The sequence below is a fragment of the Halococcus thailandensis JCM 13552 genome (genome assembly GCF_000336715.1).
In the GTDB taxonomy this organism is placed as follows: domain Archaea; phylum Halobacteriota; class Halobacteria; order Halobacteriales; family Halococcaceae; genus Halococcus; species Halococcus thailandensis.
This window is the reverse complement of record NZ_AOMF01000022.1, coordinates 1-18,606: the sequence shown is the minus strand read 5'-3', so window position 1 is coordinate 18,606 and position 18,606 is coordinate 1. Positions and strand designations below refer to the sequence as shown.

General features: G+C 57.0%; 18 protein-coding genes. 10 read left to right on the top strand and 8 right to left on the bottom strand.

Annotation, left to right across the window (positions count from 1 at the left end):
• The first annotated feature begins 82 nt into the window (after positions 1-82).
• The 6 genes from C451_RS24210 (at position 83) to C451_RS00870 (ending at position 7,098) form a co-directional block, all read left to right on the top strand.
• Positions 83-292 carry a KTSC domain-containing protein gene (locus C451_RS24210; RefSeq protein ID WP_007736630.1) on the top strand — a complete coding sequence of 70 codons (210 nt, stop codon included), beginning with the start codon at positions 83-85 and terminating at the stop codon, positions 290-292.
• A 98-nt stretch (positions 293-390) separates the two neighbouring features.
• Entirely contained in the window at positions 391-936 is a 546-nt protein-coding gene (locus C451_RS21495; RefSeq protein WP_152420314.1) for a hypothetical protein, read from the top strand.
• A 191-nt stretch (positions 937-1,127) separates the two neighbouring features.
• Positions 1,128-4,331 (top strand): DEAD/DEAH box helicase, encoded by a 3,204-nt coding sequence (locus tag C451_RS00880; RefSeq protein WP_007736628.1) that lies wholly within the window; start codon positions 1,128-1,130, stop codon positions 4,329-4,331.
• Positions 4,328-4,492 (top strand): hypothetical protein, encoded by a 165-nt coding sequence (locus tag C451_RS22385; RefSeq protein WP_007736627.1) that lies wholly within the window; start codon positions 4,328-4,330, stop codon positions 4,490-4,492. Before C451_RS00880 ends, C451_RS22385 begins: the two co-directional genes overlap by 4 nt.
• A 51-nt stretch (positions 4,493-4,543) precedes the next feature.
• The gene (locus C451_RS00875; RefSeq protein ID WP_241431128.1) at positions 4,544-6,202 is read left to right on the top strand and encodes an IS1634 family transposase; all 1,659 of its coding nucleotides are present in this window, start codon (positions 4,544-4,546) and stop codon (positions 6,200-6,202) included.
• 170 nt (positions 6,203-6,372) lie between these two features.
• Positions 6,373-7,098, top strand: coding sequence for an SWIM zinc finger family protein (locus C451_RS00870; protein ID WP_007736624.1), 726 nt, complete (start codon positions 6,373-6,375; stop codon positions 7,096-7,098).
• A 60-nt stretch (positions 7,099-7,158) separates the two neighbouring features.
• Here the strand turns inward: C451_RS00870 and C451_RS00865 are convergent, their stop codons facing one another.
• Positions 7,159-8,709, bottom strand: a complete 1,551-nt coding sequence (locus C451_RS00865; RefSeq protein ID WP_007736623.1) for a tetratricopeptide repeat protein — start codon at positions 8,707-8,709, stop codon at positions 7,159-7,161.
• Positions 8,710-8,857: 148 nt separating this feature from the next.
• Positions 8,858-9,160: a hypothetical protein gene (locus C451_RS00860; protein WP_152420313.1), complete on the bottom strand. Its 303-nt coding sequence runs from the start codon at positions 9,158-9,160 to the stop codon at positions 8,858-8,860.
• Between the two features lie 177 nt (positions 9,161-9,337).
• Between C451_RS00860 and C451_RS00855 the strand changes: the two genes are divergently transcribed.
• Positions 9,338-10,510 (top strand): ISH3 family transposase, encoded by a 1,173-nt coding sequence (locus tag C451_RS00855; RefSeq protein ID WP_007736621.1) that lies wholly within the window; start codon positions 9,338-9,340, stop codon positions 10,508-10,510.
• 152 nt (positions 10,511-10,662) lie between these two features.
• Here the strand turns inward: C451_RS00855 and C451_RS00850 are convergent, their stop codons facing one another.
• The 4 genes from C451_RS00850 to C451_RS21490 all read right to left on the bottom strand — a co-directional run bounded on the left by C451_RS00850 (position 10,663) and on the right by C451_RS21490 (position 14,391).
• Positions 10,663-11,052 (bottom strand): hypothetical protein, encoded by a 390-nt coding sequence (locus C451_RS00850; RefSeq protein WP_152420312.1) that lies wholly within the window; start codon positions 11,050-11,052, stop codon positions 10,663-10,665.
• Between the two features lie 55 nt (positions 11,053-11,107).
• Positions 11,108-11,539, bottom strand: coding sequence for a sigma factor-like helix-turn-helix DNA-binding protein (locus C451_RS00845; protein ID WP_161605807.1), 432 nt, complete (start codon positions 11,537-11,539; stop codon positions 11,108-11,110).
• 189 nt (positions 11,540-11,728) lie between these two features.
• The gene (locus tag C451_RS00840; protein ID WP_007736618.1) at positions 11,729-14,170 is read right to left on the bottom strand and encodes an ATP-dependent DNA helicase; all 2,442 of its coding nucleotides are present in this window, start codon (positions 14,168-14,170) and stop codon (positions 11,729-11,731) included.
• Positions 14,167-14,391 carry a hypothetical protein gene (locus tag C451_RS21490; RefSeq protein ID WP_152420311.1) on the bottom strand — a complete coding sequence of 75 codons (225 nt, stop codon included), beginning with the start codon at positions 14,389-14,391 and terminating at the stop codon, positions 14,167-14,169. The genes C451_RS00840 and C451_RS21490 overlap by 4 nt, the downstream gene beginning before the upstream one ends.
• A 118-nt stretch (positions 14,392-14,509) precedes the next feature.
• Here C451_RS21490 and C451_RS00835 point away from each other — a divergent pair, with 118 nt between their 5' ends.
• Genes C451_RS00835 through C451_RS22380 form a run of 3 tightly spaced genes read left to right on the top strand, consistent with a single transcriptional unit; the run spans position 14,510 to position 16,891 of the window.
• Positions 14,510-14,725 (top strand): helix-turn-helix domain-containing protein, encoded by a 216-nt coding sequence (locus C451_RS00835; RefSeq protein WP_007736617.1) that lies wholly within the window; start codon positions 14,510-14,512, stop codon positions 14,723-14,725.
• Complete coding sequence (locus C451_RS00830; protein WP_152420310.1) at positions 14,703-15,809, top strand: hypothetical protein; 1,107 nt, start codon at positions 14,703-14,705, stop codon at positions 15,807-15,809. Before C451_RS00835 ends, C451_RS00830 begins: the two co-directional genes overlap by 23 nt.
• Before the next feature lie 47 nt (positions 15,810-15,856).
• On the top strand, positions 15,857-16,891 hold the full coding sequence (locus tag C451_RS22380; RefSeq protein ID WP_007736615.1) for a hypothetical protein: 1,035 nt from the start codon (positions 15,857-15,859) through the stop codon (positions 16,889-16,891).
• Between the two features lie 40 nt (positions 16,892-16,931).
• On the opposite strand, the gene C451_RS00820 is transcribed toward C451_RS22380, so the two are convergent.
• Both C451_RS00820 and C451_RS00815 read right to left on the bottom strand, forming a co-directional pair.
• A complete protein-coding gene (locus C451_RS00820; RefSeq protein WP_007736614.1) occupies positions 16,932-17,603 on the bottom strand; it encodes a DUF3267 domain-containing protein in 672 nt (223 codons plus the stop codon).
• Between the two features lie 178 nt (positions 17,604-17,781).
• Positions 17,782-18,444: an HNH endonuclease gene (locus tag C451_RS00815; RefSeq protein ID WP_007736613.1), complete on the bottom strand. Its 663-nt coding sequence runs from the start codon at positions 18,442-18,444 to the stop codon at positions 17,782-17,784.
• Positions 18,445-18,606: the final 162 nt, after the last annotated feature.

Genomic DNA, 18,606 nt, shown 5'->3' with positions numbered 1-18,606 from the left:
CAGCGACCGATTGCATTCCCCGATTGGAAAAGCAGATTCCTGACCAATTCGTCTCGGTCACAACAGGATTAGCCTAGAACGGATGGAGCGTGAACCAGTCTCATCCTCTCTGCTCAGAAGCGTCGGTTACGATTCGGACCAGCAACTCTTAGAGGTCGAGCTTCAGGACGGGAAGATATACCGATATGCTGATGTCCCTGAGCAGACCTACCAGGGATTGATCGAAGCGGACTCACTCGGGCGATACTTCAACCAACACATCCGAGAACTGAGTTATAGCCGGGTAGAGTAGACGACCGGAGAACCCCCTCTCGTATAGCAATCGCAGCGTATCAATGGATTCGAGAAAACGAGCAACGTTAATGCAGGAGGAATGAGAACGTGTCTCGTATGGATGGGTGGCCGGTACTGTCATCGTTCCCGTCTCGTCCGCTCTCACTGACCGAGATTGATGCACTTGAAGATCGTGAGAGTATCCAAAGCATCGTTGCAGATGACATAACTGCTGAAGACTCTCTTAGCCCAGAGCTGTCAAGTATCTCCGTCAGCAGCTGTGTGATTGTCAGGGCTGAAACCGTGGTTGCAGCTGTTTTCGTCGATTCGGAGAAAGCATGGTACCGTGCGTACAGTGCAGCACGTCCCGGCGTTGATTTGACCGAGGCCTACGAGATAGTTCGGTCATTCCGTGGTGAGGAGACACTGTTTGCGTCCGCGCCGCTGTCATCCCGTGAAGCAGTTCACCGAGCGAAATTAGAACAGAAGAAAATGGAAAGTAACGCTGACTACGTGGAAGGCGATACGTTCGAGTGTCCGGTCTGCAGCGAGACCCATACGGTTCGTCGCCGCGACGATGATCCCGAGGTCCAGTTCCCTGAAGAAGACCGCTTGTACGTGAACTGTCCGGACGCTGAATCAGGAACGCTGACGGTGTACTGAGGCTCAGTGAATTGTTTAAGCTAATTCTCTAAATATCTAAATAAATATAGATGGCAGGGGATATCGATCACAGTGATTTTATCCTACCGTGACAGGCGCTATACATGGACACGAACAACCAACATCACTCACTACTCGTGCCGAAGAGAATAGATTACCCATGTATCCCCCGCTGTATTCTCTGAAAGCGCATGCTCGTCTGCCATCTCGCATCCGACAAGCGTGGGCGGGTCGCCCTCTGGGCCGAAGATTCGACGTTACCACCGCAACACTCGCCGAAACCAGGCCGACCACCGAACGTCCCAAATCCACGAGATCATCCGTTCGCAGCGTCGATCGAAGCGCTCCAGAGTGCGTGTGCGGAACTGAACCTCCCGGTCGCAGCCGAGGCGTTTGAGCACACTAGTCTGACGCTCCTGCTCCCGTCGGGTCGGTTCGGACCAGAACCCTCACCGGATGTGGTGCGCGACGAGGAGATGGACGCGCCCGTCGACCGCGTCTCTCCATGGACGGTGCCTGCACTCGAGTGCGATGCCAGCGTCCTCGGGGATGTTCTCGATGCCCTCGGCAACGAAGACGCTGGCATCGTCCCGGGAGACACGGTGGGATACTGGCAGACTGTCGTGTCGCTGGCTGGCGAGTTCGTCCGTGGTGGGCGTGTGGTGCCTCACCTCGAACTGCGCGAGGACTCCGGCGTCGCAGTGTGGCGTGCGCTTCCCTCGACGGCGGAGGATTTCAACCGACTCCAATCACTCCGCGAGTCGATGCCCCCGCTCGCGCGAGCGCTCGTCACCGACGACGTGGCTACCCGTGCCGAAGAGGCCAAGAGCTGGGACGACGCCACTGTCCGGTCGGCACGTGATGTCCTCGTTCGAATGCTCGACGTCTGTGTGGATGCCGCTGTCAAGGATCGACTCACGTCGGCTGAGCTGGACGGCTCTGGCGGAGAACTCGACGATATCCACGAGCAGTGGCTTGCTGCACTCACCCGACCGGATGGGACGATCGATGCCGATCCGGACGCTCTCGAAGACCTGCGCCAGCAACTCGACGAGTGGACACGATCGCTTGAAACCACCGGCGAGCAGGGTGTCCGACTCTGCCTGCGACTCTGGGCACCCGAACCCGAACCCGAACCCGAATCTGAACCTGAACCTGAATCCCATCCCGAGGCCGATGCTGGGGACACACAGGTCAGTACCGGCGATGTCGCCGCTGTCAGTCCTCATGGCTGGGAACTGGAACTGTTACTGCAGGCGGCTGACGATCCGAGCCTTCTGGTCGAGGCCAGCACTGTCTGGAAATCAACCGAAGCGACGACGGAGGTGTTGGAACGTCATCTCGACCGACCACAGGAGACACTACTGGAAGAACTGGGACGGGCCGCCTCACTCTATCCGGCTCTTGAATCGGCACTCGACGAGCCCACGCCGACGACGCTCGAACTCACTGCCACCGAGGCCAACGAATTCCTCCGAGAGAAAGCCGAAGTGCTCGAACAGGCCGGCTTTGGCGTCGTCCTGCCAGCATGGTGGAACGAACCCGAACGCCGGCTTGGCGCACAGCTCACCGCTGAATCAGAGGAGTCGTCCAGCGAATCATCAGTCGGGGGCATCGGTGTCGAGCAACTCTGTGAGTTTCGCTGGGATGTGGTTCTCGGTGACGAACGGCTGTCGAAAGATGACCTCGAAGAATTGGCTGCACTCAAAATGCCACTCGTTCGCGTGCGCGGTCAGTGGGTCTCACTCCAAGAAGGAGACATTGAGAACGCCCTTGAGTTGTACAACGAGACCGGGGACGGTGAGATGACCGTCGCGGAGGCGCTGCAGGCCGATACCGGATTGACTGACGCCGACCATGGACTCCCGGTCGTTGACCGCCAGTTCGAGGGTGCCCTCGCGGACCTGTTCGACACCGATCTCGAAGCGTGGATCGACGACACCGAGACCCCTTATGGATTCGACGGCCAACTGCGGCCTTATCAGAAACGTGGCCTCGGCTGGCTGAGCTATCTCGAAGAGTTCGGCTTCGGTGGCTGTCTCGCTGACGACATGGGTCTCGGCAAGACCATCCAGATACTCGCGCGACTTGTCGAGGAACGAGCTGACGGCCAGTCGCTGGGACCGACGCTGGTCGTCTGTCCGCTCTCGGTCGTTGGCAACTGGAAACACGAAGCCACCGAGTTCGCACCACAGCTCAAAGTGTACGTCCACCACGGGACCGAGCGGGCATCTGGTGACACGCTTGACGCGGCACTCACCAACCACGATATGATCGTGACCACGTACGGCGTCGTGCGAAACGATATCGAGCAGCTCCGAAACATTCAGTTTCACCGTGTCATCCTCGACGAGGCACAGAAGATCAAAAACACCGGTGCCAAGCGCACGCAAGCGATTCGTACCCTCTCGGCATGCCATCGATTCGCTCTCACCGGGACGCCAGTCCAAAATCGACTCAGCGAACTCTGGTCGATCATGGAGTTTTGCAATCCCGGCTTGTTGGATTCGGAGACGGCATTCCGGGAGACGTTCGCCCGTCCCATCGAACGGTACGGTGACGAGCACAAAGCCGACACGTTGCGTCGTCTGATCCGGCCGTTCATTCTGCGCCGCAGCAAGACCGATGAGCGAGTTATCGACGACTTGCCGGCGAAAATCGAGAGCAAAGAGTATTGTAATCTCACAGAGGAACAGGCGACCCTGTACAAGGCTGCCACTGACGAACTGCTAGGACAGATCGAGCAGGCAAGCGACATGGAACGGCGGGGGAAAGTGCTCCAACTCATCAACGCGCTCAAGGCGATTTGTAATCATCCGCGCCAGTACCACGAGGATGGCAGTCAGCTCGTGGAACGATCGGGAAAACTGGCGCGTCTCGAAGATCTCGCGACCGAACTCCTGGCTAGCGGTGACCGAGCGCTCATCTTCACGCAGTACACGTCGATGGCTGAACTGCTACGCCAGTACCTTCAGGACCAACTCGGACGGCGCGTCCTCTATCTCCACGGCGGGACGCCGAAAGCGAAGCGCGACGAGATGGTTGAACAGTTCCAGTCGCCCGATGGTCCACCGTTGTTTTTGTTGTCGCTCCGCGCTGGGGGGACTGGACTGACACTCACTGCCGCCACGCACGTCATCCACTACGATCGGTGGTGGAATCCAGCTGTCGAGGATCAGGCGACCGATCGGACCTATCGTATCGGGCAGACCGACGACGTACAGGTCCACAAACTCATTTGCGAGGGCACTGTAGAGGAGGCCATCGACCAGACTATCGAGCAGAAGCGGGAGCTGGCCGATCAGGTGCTCGCCGAAGGCGACGAGTGGATCACGGAACTATCGACCGATGAACTTCATGACCTCGTGACGCTCTCGGAGGAGACACTGGCATGAGCTGGCGCTACTACGAGAAAAGCACGCCGAAAGAGGTCGAGGACGGCATCGAAGCCCAGAGCAAGCGCGGAGACATCGGCGAACAGTGGTGGTCACGACGGTTCGTGGATGTGGTTGAACCCACTTTCGACACCCCTACAGAATCGACAAAATGTTTTTAAGCTGAAAAGTACCGAGAACTTCTTTGACCCCACAGCAGAACTCACGATACTGTGAGTTCGGCTGTGGAAGTCTTCTCGCCTGGTCCGCTTCCGGTGATTAAAGCCGTCTGTGTGGAATGCGGCCTCATCGAGACTGTCAACGAACAAGTCGACTGGGACGAACAACAGTGTCGGCTCTCCCCCGGTCACCGAGTCATGGGTCTCGTCATGAACTTCCTGACCGAAGGACAGCCGATGTATCGGCTGTCCGAATTCTTCGAGAAAACCGACACAGCCAATCTCTACGGCGAGAATATCTCACCTGAAAATCTCAATGACACCACTTTCGGACGGGCCCTCGACAAGATCGCTGACGCCAACCCACGCATACTCACCGGGAGCGTGGTTGCTAACGCCATCGGACGTGAAGGCGTGACCACGAATGTGGTCCACGCCGACACCACTTCCAAGTCCGTTCAGGGTATCTACGAGGACGAAGACGACGAGTACGACCTCGAAATTACACAAGGGTATAGTCGCGATGGCAATCGTCACCTCAACCAGTTCCAAATCGGCCTCGCAGTCAACCGCAACGGCGTTCCCGTCATCGGAGATATCCTCGACGGGAACGACTCCGATACCACGTGGAACTCCGAACTCATCGGCGAGCTCCGTCAGCGGCTCGCCGCTGACGAGCCTCCTATCTATGTCGCCGATAGCGCGGCAATGAGCGAAGATTCGCTGGATGAAGCCTCTGCTGCTGGCATCGACATTATCAGCCGACTCCCGCGCACCTACAACGCGGTCGATGAGTGCATCGACCGCGCGTGGGAGGTTGACGAGTGGAACGACCTTGGGAAATTTGTCAACGATGAAGATGACGAAGACGCTGCCTCCTATCAGATTCAAACCTTCCAAAAGAACATCTCTGACCACGATTTACGGTGTGTCGTCGTCCATTCATCCACGCTCGATGGACGTACCAACCGACGCATTGACAATAATCTCGACAGTACCGAAGAGGATCTTGAGGACGCGGTCGGCCAGCTGGCCGACCGCTCGTTCGCCTGTGAACCCGACGCTCAGGAAGCGTGGGAGACGTGGCTCGACGATCACGACGATTTCTGTTTCGAATTCGAGGCAGATGTCGTCGAAACCGAACAGAAGAAGAGCCGCGACAAGCCTGGACGACCGCCGAAAGACTGGGACCCCTACGAAACCGTCTACAAGATCGCCGCCAGCGTCCAGCGGGACGCGGCGGCGATCGCCCACCGCAAGAAGAGAGCCAGCTGTTTCGTGGTCGTCACGTCGTTGGAAGATTCTGAAGAGTGGGCTGGTAAGGACGTTCTCCGGGAATACAAAGAACAACAGGCGGTCGAACGCCGGTTTCGAGTAGTCAAAGACCCCAAACGCGTCGGGCCGGTCTTTCTCGACCGGCCCGACCGCGTCGAAGCACTCGGTTACGTGATGTTGATGGCGTTGCTCGTCTATTCTCTCATTGAACGACGCGCACGCGTGGCTCTACAGGATGCGGACGAACCGATGGATCTGGCCGGTGGGCCGACGAGCTTTCGGCCCACCGGCCGGCGAGTGCTTGAACGGTTCGAGAACATGCTCGTATCGCGGGTCGACGGAAAACGGGAGATACCAGACAACGTTGACGTGCCGAATCGAGTGCTTGAGCTGCTCGATCTTGATGTCACCGCGTATGGCATCGAATCGGAAGAGTAAGCGCGGCCAGAGAGGCAGACCTCTCTGGCTCGCGCATATATTTCTCAAAAATATCTGTTTAACTACTGCGAGTCTGATAAGGTATTATTTATTTAGAGATGTTCAATATCACTTGACAAAATATACCTTCAACTTGGCCTTAATCATAGAATTTATTCACAAGAACGCATTTGGGTGTCGAAAGTGGGGTTGAATCCTACAGCAAAAGCACCCGCATCACGCGCGGCAAGCGCTACGCACGCAAAGGCCAGGTCGTGGAACTCACCGTCGAGAACGGTCTCGTCTCGGCGTCAGTCCAAGGCTCGCAATCGACTCCCTACGACATCACGATACGCGGTGATGCACTTGCAGAGGGGACGTGGCGAGAGCTCGAGCAAGTGATGGCAGACCGTGCTGTCTTCGCCGCCCAGTTGTTGACTGAGGAGATGCCTGCAGATATCGAGGAGGTCTTCGAGGCGTGTGACGTCTCGCTATTCCCGGAGTCGTACGGTGATATGGGGACCAACTGTAGCTGTCCGGACAGTGCTGACCCATGCAAACATCTGGCTGCCGTCTTCTACATTCTGGCCGAACGATTCGACGACGACCCGTTTCTCATCTTCAGATGGCGTGGCCGTTCGCGCGACACACTGCTTGACAGATTGCAGGAGCTGCGGAGCGGCGACGGCGAGTCAGCGTCCGAAGCAGTTACGTTTGAGAAAGGCGACGACCGCCCAATCGGGGAGTGTTTCGATGGGTTCTGGACAGCCGAGGAGTCGATCGAGGAGGTTCATATTCGGTCGGGGACGGCCGACGTGGCAGACGCTACGCTCCGACAACTCGGCCAACCACCAGCGGGTCTTAGCCCCGTTCACGAAACAGTAACCGAGTACTACACCGAAATGACGGGAGATTGATCGCGTCGATATCAATATAACCACCAATACTCTCGAAGACGCGAAGAGAGAGGGGAGAGTCTATGTCTCCTCTGAATCTCGGTTCTCTCGTTCCATCTCCAGCTTTTTGAGCCGCTTTCTCACGACATCAGGTTCATCGATATCGTTGGACAGTGCTCTCTGATAGATCTCCTCTGCTTTCCCGTAGTCAAGTGGAATCTCATCGTGATGCCGATTCTGCCAGTACTTATCTCCCCATTTGGTGTAGCCCCAGACGAAATCAGGATACTCGCTCACCAACGCTTCAAATTCCGCCTCACCTTCGTTAACCCGTCCAAGATCAAACAGGGAAACTGCCACCGCACTCCGCATATTCTGAATAATCAAGGTGTACGTTTCAGGAAACAGTTCACAGAACTCCCGGCAGTACTCGATCCGTTTCTCGTGAAATGCGGGGTCATCCTGCCTCCCCGCATTCCCCAGTTCCATCTCCACATCCTGACACCAGTTATAGAGGGACTGAAGCCCCGAAAAGACCTGTTCAGCATCGCGAATAGAGGTCATCTCCTCAGTGAACCGATCCTTCAAATGCTCCCATACCTCCAACCAGAGATTGCATGCCTCCACCGTCTTTCCCTCATCCTGAAGATCGTACCCGTCCTGCATCATCCTGTCTAACTGTTCCGAGCTCACGGCATCCGGTACCAATCGGTCCCACAATACAACCGCCGCCATCCAGATGAAATCCTCGTCATAGCCAACCGCCGTCACAGAGTACACCTCCCACCAATGATCGGTAAGTTCGCTCGCCGAGTAGAACCCTTCTACCTCCTCTTGAAACGTTTCCTTGCTGATCTCAACCCCGAAACCACGCAGTTGCTGGACAAGCTCCTCCGTCGAGAGATCTCTTACAGCGTCCATGGAGAGAGGTTGATCACCAGCAAACTCACCCTCCATGACGGCACTCGACGGCTGGACAGCACGGTCAGTAAACCAATCCTCCGTATCAGCTCTTGTCTCTTCACTGAATGCAGGTGCCTCGGTTTCCTCCGGCTTCTGCTCCGGGACATGAAGATAATCGTTGCGATACATCATTCCTCGATCAACGAGGTCCTCCTTCTTCCTGATCTCCATCTGTTCCCAGCGGATCTCCTGATCGGCATTCATCGACGCAGTATACTGATCCCACTGACTAAACTCGCCGATATATAATGAAAACGAGATGATCTCGTCTCCGGTTTCGATCCAGAACGCATGGATATCATCTTCGAAGTCGTCAGGTATCGTCGAATACCAAGTGGTGAGAGGCTCTCCATGGATAGCATCAACTTCTGGATGCGACACGATCGTCCCGACTTCCGCCTCGGTGAGCGGTCGATCAGGAAGTAATTTCATAAGTTCAAGAGGAGATACATCTTGAGAAACCTCCTCAACCACGCTATCGAAATCCTCATCGTAGAGCTGTGCCCGTAGCAAACACGCACCGGCCGCAGGCATCTCAACATGGTCCTCTACATGCTGTTTGAGACCTGTAACAGAGGTATTGACGCCGTACTCATCCTGAAGGTCGCGTTTGATACTAACAAACGAAGGAAACCCACCGTCACGACCACGGCTTCTCTCGATACGCAAGCAAATCTCCCATCGACTAATGTTCGGGTGTTCACATACCGCGCATGAACGGGGCATAACTGGTATCTTAGTTACCCTGATCTATAGGAATTACCCATCCCACCCCACCAAATCCTTCATCAATTCTGGATTATCAACTATTGTGATATTATGAATCGAGATTATTTTTATCAAATAAAGTAGGAACAGTGGCTGTAACAATTTCCTCGATGCGATCAACAGCCTGTGGTGCGTTCCGGCGTGCCGCTGTGGGTTCGATGATGCGCGAGGTGAAAACCGCCGCGAAGAGCTCCTCATCACCCAGTCGGTAGTCCACGAACGGACCTGTCGCTTCATGGAACGGCCCGTAGAGCCGCAGTGACAAGGATTCTGCCTGCTCCTGTTGGCTTCGAGTTCGAAACGCCTGCTGGCCCTGTTCGAAGCCGGCATCCGGTGTCCACGCGGCGTACACGCTATGGCTCACCTCGTGTGCAAGAGTCGGTCCTGGCGCGTATCCGGGAAAATAGTCCCGTTCCGGAGCAAGTTCGATCACAGCGATACCCGGCCAGAACTTCGGTAGTTCCCAATCGAGTTGAGAGACGGAGCTAAAGCGCCGGTCTGATTGGAGAAGATATCTGGTTGAGTGAATGTGTTAGAGTTACCTCAACCAGACGGCTTCCTTTCGGCGTGGGACGTCAAAGGTGTAGCGACGGACGTGATCGGAGAGCTTCCCCTGCCAGGGATCGAGGGCTCGCCCCTCGATCCTGGCGACATCTGGTCCGTCGTTATCCTTGCCAGCACCAATCAGAGCTCCATTCGAGAGGTCTGCGCCGAGAACCACGAGGCTCCCTGCGACGATACCGTCTTCGAGTGGCTCCACACGCTCGATCGAGGCTGGCTTGAATTCGCCGCTAACCTCCTGTTCATGCAGTTGGCCATGACGATCCTCGACCCCGAGCGGTCGAGGATCGTCTCAATCGATTTCGTCGATAATCCATACCACGGCACCTACAGCGACGAGATAGGCGAACTTTGTCGAATGAGCCCAAAAGACGGTACCACGACCTGCCACCGATACTGCACTGCCTACCTCGTCTCGAACGGCAAACCGATCACGCTCGCGATGACCTACGTCCGCAGCGACGAGAAGCAAGCCGACGCGGTCGAGCGCGTCCTCGACCGCGTCGAGGCTTATCCCTTCGAAATCGAGCTGTTGTTGGCTGATTCGGGCTTCTACAACGAGCGCGTCATCCGCCGCTCACGAGAGATCGCCGCGACAGTCGTGCCGGTCGCCGAGAAAGGCGACCGGCTCGAAGAGAAGCTTGAGACGCACAAATCGTACATGACGACCTACCGGATGTACAAGGACAGCGAGCGGGAACTGCGTTTCCCGCTCGCGGTTTCAGTCTCATATCAGAACGGCGATCGTGACAAGCACGGCGAAGTGGTCCGGGGGTACGCGGCGTGCGATCTGGACGATCGCACGCCTACACAGGTCGAACACTGCTACCGGAAGCGATCGGCGATCGAATCCAGCTATCGGTTGTTTCGGAGCGCACGAGCGGTAACGTCGACGCAGGACCCGATCGTACGGTTTGCGTTCGTGGTGGTGAGCTTCCTCCTTGAGAACTTGTGGCTGGTGCTACGATGGGCGGTCGTCGCCCGCCCGCGTCGGGGCGGGCGCGACCTGCCCGAGGAGTTCACGTTCTCGGTGTTCTGTGACTGGATTCGACATGCGTTGGAAGAAGAGTTGGAGCGGCGGTGGAAGATCGAGATGAATGGTGTCGGCGTGCCGGACGCATACACCGCGGCCGCGGGCTGAGCCAGCCCGCGGCCTCGGGGGTGCCCTTCGTGAGCAGCAGCTGTCAGCTGGGTTCGTGAGGAGTCGATGCTGGGAAGCGTTGAGTACGCAGCGACGCTTCTGACCTCCAGCCAACCGGTCCACTGTGATGTTTACCTCGACAGCTCACCGGTTCAGAGGAGATGGTGAGATTTCAGTTGGGAACTACCGAACTTCCCATGCAGATTCGGATCCTCAAAGCGGACATTACAATGGACCTCCTCGATGAGTCCGTGTTCTTGCACCGCGGCTGCAGCCTGCCATGCTCGATCCAAGTACGTTTCACAGGGAATCGTATCGATGAACGGGAAATCGAGGGTGCGAAGGTTCTGTTTCCACTCCGAGACGTCACGGCTGACTGGTTCATTTGATTGTTCATCATCCGTCCGCTCGTTCGTATCCCGCTGGTGGTGGATCGTCGCTGCTCGGTCGCGCTTCTCCTCACCCCCGCGGAGCGTAAACGGAGTATCGTCAGGCCCGAGTCGTTCGAACCCGTCAGCAAGCGTCTCCACCTGTGAATTCACATCGGTCGCAATGGTCTTCGGAAATCGATAGAGCATAAAAGATGCACCCAATGGGCTACCGTGCTCTCTGGGGATCGTCAATTTCGTTGATGACCTCAACAAGAATCGAGTCGTGGTCATAAGTCGATGACTGCTGGTCTTGTGCCTTCTGTTGATCGAGGCTCAGAAGGTTCTGTGCCTCTCTCCGCTTTCGCTTCGCCACCTGAAGATGAGAGTCGACCGTACTCGGCGAGACATTGAGAATGTCGGCAGTCAGTTGGCGACTGAAGCCAGCGAGTTCTCGGAGTGCATAGACGTGGGCTTCTTTCTGCGCAAGTGAGCTGAGATCGGCGATGTGCCATGCTTTGAGGAGTGCTCGTCCGATGGTCGAGAGTTGTACCTCTGCGTCGAGTGTGGTCAATGCTTGCACTTGGTCAGCCATGATCTGGCTTTCGTGTTCGAACGTACTCGCTGGCGCAAATTCACCATCTTCGTAGACGCCAAGCATGATGTGTCCCCGCCAGTGGATGTAGTAAGCGGCGAGCGTACGTGGTTCACCGATCTCGACGCATCCGATGAGGACACCTTCTTGATCGGGTATCAAGAGCGGAAGACCACCGAGTTCAGTTTCGTCGGTTGGCGTCGAAGTACACGACATATTGCTATTTATAGGTAGCAATACACATAAATCCTTCTTTCATTTCCACTGTTGAACGAGGCGGTTGATCTCGTTGGTAACCATCTCCGGCCGCGTTGGATCGTAATCACTCTGCTCATACTCTGGGAGATATTCCCGAACGTCATCCCAGTTATGGGATGTGGCATACCGACGGTCGGCGGCAACCCGCACGCCTGTTTCCTCCGCCCCACGAATCACCCGCCCAAGCGCCTGTCGTGCTTTCCGGACTGCGGGTACTGTGAACGCGAAATCGAACCCGTTGTGCTTGCCGAACTTGCGCTCGTAGGCGGTTCTGATCGCGGTTGGCACCGGACCATCGATATTCGTGATCGGCACGCCACAGACCACACAGGCATCGAGACGGTCGCCCTCGTAATCGACACCTTCGGTGAGCGTTCCGCGTAGTGATGTCACGAGGGCTTTCGGAGCACCGCCGAAGAACTCGTCTTTCAGTGATTCCGTCATCTCGTTACTCGAACTCCGGTCGACGAGAACTTCCTTTTCGATCTCTGGATCGCTTCGAAGCATCTCTGCAGCCCACTCGCCCTCCGAATACGACGGCATAGCGACGAGGACGTTCCCATTGGTTGTTCGGGCGACATCGCGGATCACACTCGCGTAGTCGTCGCGAACGTCGTCTTGGTCGTCGTCACGCCAGCGTGCATTCGTGGGACCGCGATTCCCGTAAGTGAATTTTTCGAGATCGACAGCGAACGAGCCGCGATTCTCCGGCGGGAACGGCAATCCAGCTACGATCTCCTGGACGGGCCGACCGTTCTCTTCGAGGCGGTCAAGACCGACTGTTCGCCGATAGACATCGAGTGGTGCGAGGGTTGCACTCATCAGGATGCCGCCACCGAAATGGTCGAGCTGAGCGGCGATCTCCTCGGCCGGAAGGCAGTTTTCGATCGTCAAGTGCGCCGAGTAGTGGCCGGCCCACGCGAACTCGCGCTCTTCGGCTCGCTGGCGCTTGTGCAACTCGATGGTCCGAATGTACTGTTCGTGGTCGCAGTCGGCCCAGCGTTGAAGGACCTGTCCGACGGGTTCGGAGTAAGTGTTGAGTCGTGTGTAGCCCTGATGGGTCTGGCTTGCCTGCCGGAGTGCTGCGACGACACCATCGCAGAGCTGCTTGGCGTGGCCGAGCAAATCCGTATACCCCTCGTCGGCGGCCCACTCCGAGAGGTCGTCGGGCTGTGGAGTCCGTGGGTCGCGTAGCGGTTGCTGGATATCCTCGGGCAGGTCAGGGTGGCTTTGCTCTCGCCAATCGGCGACGTCGTCGCTCTCGTCGAGCGCTGTGGCTGCACGCCGTTCGAGTTCGTCCTGGAGGTCACGCAGGAGTTCGACGAACTTTTTGAGGTTGTCGAGAGAGACGAAATGCTCGGTGAGCGTTTCCCGGATCGTGCGGTCGACCCCCTGATGGGATTGATTGAGGATCTCTGATTCGATTTCATCGATCGTTCGCTGGAGCCGCCACCGACTCAGACTCTGGCTCAACACGTCGCGCACTCGCGGCACGAGCATGTGCGCTTCATCGCAGATGAGCAGTGTCTCCTTGTCGATGATCCCGCCGGTAAGCGTATCGACCGTATCCGGGTCGAACGCGTGATAGTAGTTGGCGATGATGACTTCGGCGTTCGCAATCGCGTCGCCCATGACCGCGTGCGGACAGATACCCGCCGTGCTGGCTTGCGCTCGCAGCTCTTCCGGTGTCATGATGCCCTGTGGCGTGTAGCCGCCTCCTTCGGGATCATCGAGCGTTTCGCGCCGGTATTTCGCGTAGAACGGGCAGAACTCGGCACCGCCGCTTCCGTCACCACCGGTTTCAGGAATCCCCTCTGCATAGGGAGCGCTCCAGTCTTCGGTTGTGACGGGTTGCTCGCGACTCCTCGAATCCACCTCGCTGTTGTCTACCAGCGAATCGAGGAAGGTGCGGGCGTCTTCGGAGCCAGTCTGTGCAAGCGTCTTTCGAATCGGTTCGCGGAGTTCCTCGCACCGCGAGTAGATACGGTCGTCGTCAATCTGGCCGGTATCGACGTAGCTGCACAGGTCTGCCTTCCCGACGGCTGTAAGCGCGGATATCGGTGGAACACCTTCATCGAGATTTTGATTGATCGCCTTCAGGTCGTCCTCGAACGCTCTGATCTGCTGTTTGACCGATGTCAGCGCCATCACACGCTTGTAGGGCGTCGTCGGGTCACGGATGAGTTCGATCCCTCGCATGAGCGAGAACAGCGTCTTCCCAGTCCCACAGGCGAGTTCGGCGACCGCGAACCCGCCATCAAGGAGTGTCTCATGCGTCTGTTCGATTGCTTCGCGCTGGGCGTCGTACGGTTCGTCGAACGGGAAGTACGTCTCCCAGTCGGTTGCGGGACTGCCCGGCGATAGCTCTGGCCGGTCGATTGTCTCGTGGACGATTGTTGCTTCGTCGCCATCCTGATCCGTCTGGTCTTGTGAACTCATAGTTCGAAGATCTCTGTCTCGTGGCTCGGGCCAGCGAAAAACTCCCGCATCGTACGCATCTCTTGGGCGATTTGTTCGGCTTCCTCACGCGTCTGCGCGTATTCGATGTCGCCGTCGGTACAGAGAATGATGAATCGGTCATCAATCGCTGCATTCTCCACAGCAGCATTGAAAACGACTGGTGGAATACGTTCTGCGCTGGTGTCAGTTGGTTCGCTCATATGAGTTGGCTTTTGTAGACTTTCCTGATACTTAGTCGATTCCCCGAAAATTGTCGGTTGCTTCTGACGGTGCCGGTAACGATTAAGTGAACGCATCAAGAACGCTGAGAGTATGGGTATGGAGCGCGACGAGCACGGAAAAATTTCCGACCCCGTCGCTGACGACGAACTGCTCGCGGTGTTCGAAACCACCGATTTGCCAGTGCTCACAGCGACGGATATTGCAGCCAACCTTCCGATCCATCGTCGCGCCGTCACCTACCGACTCAAAGGGATGCGTGAAGCTGGTTTTGTGGATTCGCGAACAGTCGGTGGCAGCGCCGTTGTATGGTAGATTCTTGATGAAAATGAATAACTCTCGCCATCACACTGACGGCACGTGGAGACACCGGGTCATGATGACCATCGTGGTCCTCTCAACGGTGATGATTATGCTCTCTCCCGTAGTGTCGGCTGGAGGCGCTGCGGCACCGCTGATGAGCGATACTGCAGCAGAGCAGAACAACACCACCGAAGAGACGACACCGGCACCATCGATATCACCGACGACTTCGGGCAGCACTAACTCAAGCGAGGGGCTGTTCGCTGGCAATTCATCAACGGCCGACACAGGAGATGTTGCTGAAACTCCAAACCAACAGGCTGAGACGCGAAACGCAAGCAAAAGCGTCCTCACCATCAGCGGCACCGGGAGCTACGACTTCCGCGTTGTCGACAATCTCAGTGGGGCTCAAACAGGATCGGAAGATCTCGTCAGCAAATATCGGGCGCGGGGCACGGTAAACGGCTCCGAGCGCGACATCTACGTCTTCGACTACGGTCTGATGGAGTTCAACTCCAACGGTTCGGTGCAGGTGACGCTCAACGGCAACCCAATCGATCAGCAGGTGTTGAACGGGCACCGGTTGGCGGTCTACAAAGACCCACCAGAAACGGAAAACGGGAGTGTCGAGTACGAAATCACTGTTTCCGGGTCGATTGCACCCAGCGCGCTCGGAAACCAGACACAGATCGTCAACAGCAATACAGCGCGTGGATCACTTGACCCGTACGACGGGATCACGGCGTTCTACTACACGGGCGAGATCACGCAATTCGATATCGTCGGCGATGCGCAGGTCACACTCGATAACGAGCGCGTTGAGCCGGACGAGGTTACTGCGGTAGCAACAACAACGGCCACTGCCCAACCCCAGTCTTCAGGAGCAGACGCAGCATCATCGCAGGATTCCGGACCGAATAGCGACTCAGCATCGGAGCCTGGACAGGGAGACACGCGCGCTTCGATGGAGGCTGAAGCTACCACGGCAGGAGAGACGGCGGCGAGCTCGGGGAGCGGTCCGGGCTTCGGTCTTGGCGCTGCTGGTGGAGCGCTCGTCCTCTCGCTTGCGGTCATCGCTGTCAGGAGGCGGTTGTAGTGCTCTATCGTCTCTTTAACCGATCTGTTGCTCGACGACTACTACTGGTGTGTATCGTATGTCTGCTGCTCACTGGTACTGCGGTCATTCCAGTCGCGCCACAAGACACCGACAGCCAGCCAGCACACACGCTGACGATCACGACCCCGGAAGACAAGATCAGCTACAATTTCCGCGTCGGCGGCGACCTCCGCAAGACTGAGAACGTCGACACTGAAGATACTGATAGTATTTCCGGACAGCACGCACAGGGCACTGTCGGCCTCAACGGCAAGGACACCTACCGATTTGATGGCGAAATAACGACGTTCACGACAAACAACAGCGATGGTCTCGTCGTCACCCTCGACGGCAAGCAGATCGACTCGACTAACGTTCTCGATGCTACGGACGGTTTTAGCGGCGGCGAGGACGAGAGCGGAGACGACCAGACAGAGACGCCAACCCCGACGCCGACTGCAACGGCGACACCAACAGCTACGGCGACAGCAACCGCCACGGCAACCCCGACGGTGACGCCTGCCAGTTCGACGGTCCTTTCAATCATAGAATTCGGCCCCATTTCTCAGACAGCGACGGTCGACGAACCAGCGCAGTTCAACCTGACCGTCGCAAGCAACGCAACGAAACAACGAGATGAGACAGTCGTGATACGAGCCAACGGGCGGGTCGTGAACCAAGAGACAGTTTCGCTCGCACCCAACACATCTCAGTCAACGACGTTCACCCAGCAGTTCGAGAGTACAGGCGCAAAAACCATCACCGTGAGCTTTGGTGGAGCGAACGAGTCCGCGACGGTGGCGGTAGTCGCGCCGACGTCGACCCCGAACGACCCACAGACGGCGGCAGCTACACCGACTCCAGCCTCAACACCAACTCCCACACCGACCTCCACAACGACGCCGACAGCAACTGAAACACCCACGACCACCACCGTTTCTCAAACTACGGCGAGTCCTTCCTCGGGAGACTCAGCGGGCATCACCGCTGGATTGGACTTGGCGGGGATTTCCATCGTGATCGGCATCGTTTTGATGGCTCTGTTGGGGATGGCAATACTCGTTACGTGGCGCAGCGAGTAGCACCCTCTCCTCGACCCTGCCTGAATCGCAAGACTGTTCATCAGGATTCATCGTTGGTATCCGCTGTTTGCTCAATCGGCGTGTAGTACTGGCTTCTTCCAGCGCGATCGTGATAGAGGAAAGCGCCGGATGGTAGTTGTGTTACCAGCCAGACTGTGGCGAGATCGGCTACTGAGCCAGCGAGATTGCCGAGCGTCACATATGCTGCTGTCGCAACTGCCCACGAACCGTCAGCCACTATCAGTGTTCCAATGCTCACTGGCGTAATGACGAGCAGCGGCGCAAGCGTCACGACGACCGATTCGAAGCGCGACTCGAACCGGCCATACGTAATGACTTGCGGAGTCCACCCCCCAACCAGATATTTCTCGATACTGAATTCCGTCTTGTAGCCGAGCGCTCGCGCGGTGACTGCGTGTACTAGCTCGTGAAGACCAAGCATCGCGATGAGCGTCGCGGCTATCCAGCCGAAATAGATGACGACTCCGACGAAGCTGGTCGGCAGTAACACTTCCTTGTAGACCGTGAGTGTCGTATCGAGACCCTTTATCACAACGACGAGAAGCGGCACACCAACAACTGCACCAACCGCCCAGATACCGAGCAACACTGTGACATACCACGGCTGAACAAATAGCGGATCATACTGATCATAGCCTTCTGGAGGATCTGGTGCCCAATCGGTATCAGATTGCGTATCGTCCCAGTCCATCTCCCAGATTGTAGTATTCTATCAACTATATACTTCTGGTCGATTAGTTTACTTATTGAAGAAAACAGGAGCCGAGACCTGATGACCCCCTCCCCCTGCGGTCGGGAGTCGCCGTCCTCAACGAACGCGCGAACGGGCGCGAGCAGGACAGAGAGGATGTCAAGCCAAAAAGGGATTTTTACCCTTTAAAATGTTCCCACGCAGCAACCAGAACTGGGATTCCGAACATGGCGAGTATCAGTGCGACAGCAGGGTCGGAGGCCTGAGCACCAGGGAAGGAGCCAGCCATCCCGGTGCAAATGATGCCACCCAACGCAAAGCCCGGCCCGCTGACCCGCGGCCATATGAGCGCGAGCCCCACTCCAATGAGTGTCGCCATGGCACCTAAGACGATCATCCCCGTTGGGAGAGCGGTCGAGGAAACGATCGAGATACTTGCCCCGATGGTAATCGCACCGTACGCCGCGATCACAAGGAGGAGAAGCCCACCGACTGCAAGGGCACGCATCATATCGTCGACGAACTGACTGAGAGTCGATCCACGACTGTCGCTGGCGAAGATATCGTGGTGGTGCTGGTTGTTGTGGCAGACACCACACAACGTCTCGAGGTTGCTGAACTTGTGCGAGCCGCCTTTCGAGAGGGAGATGACATGGTGGGAATGGAGTGACCTGCCTTCATCTCCGGCGTGCGGCCCGCTCATGTGGCCGCAAGATTGGCAGGTCCAGTTATCACGCTTGTAGACGGCCTTCCGGCGCGCGCTCCAGTCCGGCGGATACTTCCCCTTGTGCGAAGAGGGATCGTCCCAGCGATGGTTGACTGTTGGGACGCTTTGGCTCATGGTTGCTCCAGTGATAGATAGGAGACACTCGCATATCACTTTTCGGGAGAAACGACCCTACCAAGTCTTGTGTCCCACTTTCAGTACCTCGTCTAGATTGACGACGTTATTTTCTGCTGATGATTAGGGTGAGCTTCTTGAGGCACACAGACAAACTCACGG

Excerpts from the sequence above, each read along its gene's own strand:
- C451_RS24210 (WP_007736630.1), top strand. The coding sequence starts at position 83 with ATGGAGCGTGAACCAGTCTCATCCTCTCTGCTCAGAAGCGTCGGTTAC.
- C451_RS21495 (WP_152420314.1), top strand. The coding sequence starts at position 391 with ATGGATGGGTGGCCGGTACTGTCATCGTTCCCGTCTCGTCCGCTCTCA.
- C451_RS00880 (WP_007736628.1), top strand. The coding sequence starts at position 1,128 with ATGCTCGTCTGCCATCTCGCATCCGACAAGCGTGGGCGGGTCGCCCTC.
- C451_RS22385 (WP_007736627.1), top strand. The coding sequence starts at position 4,328 with ATGAGCTGGCGCTACTACGAGAAAAGCACGCCGAAAGAGGTCGAGGAC.
- C451_RS00845 (WP_161605807.1), bottom strand. The coding sequence starts at position 11,539 with ATGCTTGGCGTCTACGAAGATGGTGAATTTGCGCCAGCGAGTACGTTC.
- C451_RS00840 (WP_007736618.1), bottom strand. The coding sequence starts at position 14,170 with ATGAGTTCACAAGACCAGACGGATCAGGATGGCGACGAAGCAACAATC.
- C451_RS21490 (WP_152420311.1), bottom strand. The coding sequence starts at position 14,391 with ATGAGCGAACCAACTGACACCAGCGCAGAACGTATTCCACCAGTCGTT.
- C451_RS00835 (WP_007736617.1), top strand. The coding sequence starts at position 14,510 with ATGGAGCGCGACGAGCACGGAAAAATTTCCGACCCCGTCGCTGACGAC.
- C451_RS00820 (WP_007736614.1), bottom strand. The coding sequence starts at position 17,603 with ATGGACTGGGACGATACGCAATCTGATACCGATTGGGCACCAGATCCT.
- C451_RS00815 (WP_007736613.1), bottom strand. The coding sequence starts at position 18,444 with ATGAGCCAAAGCGTCCCAACAGTCAACCATCGCTGGGACGATCCCTCT.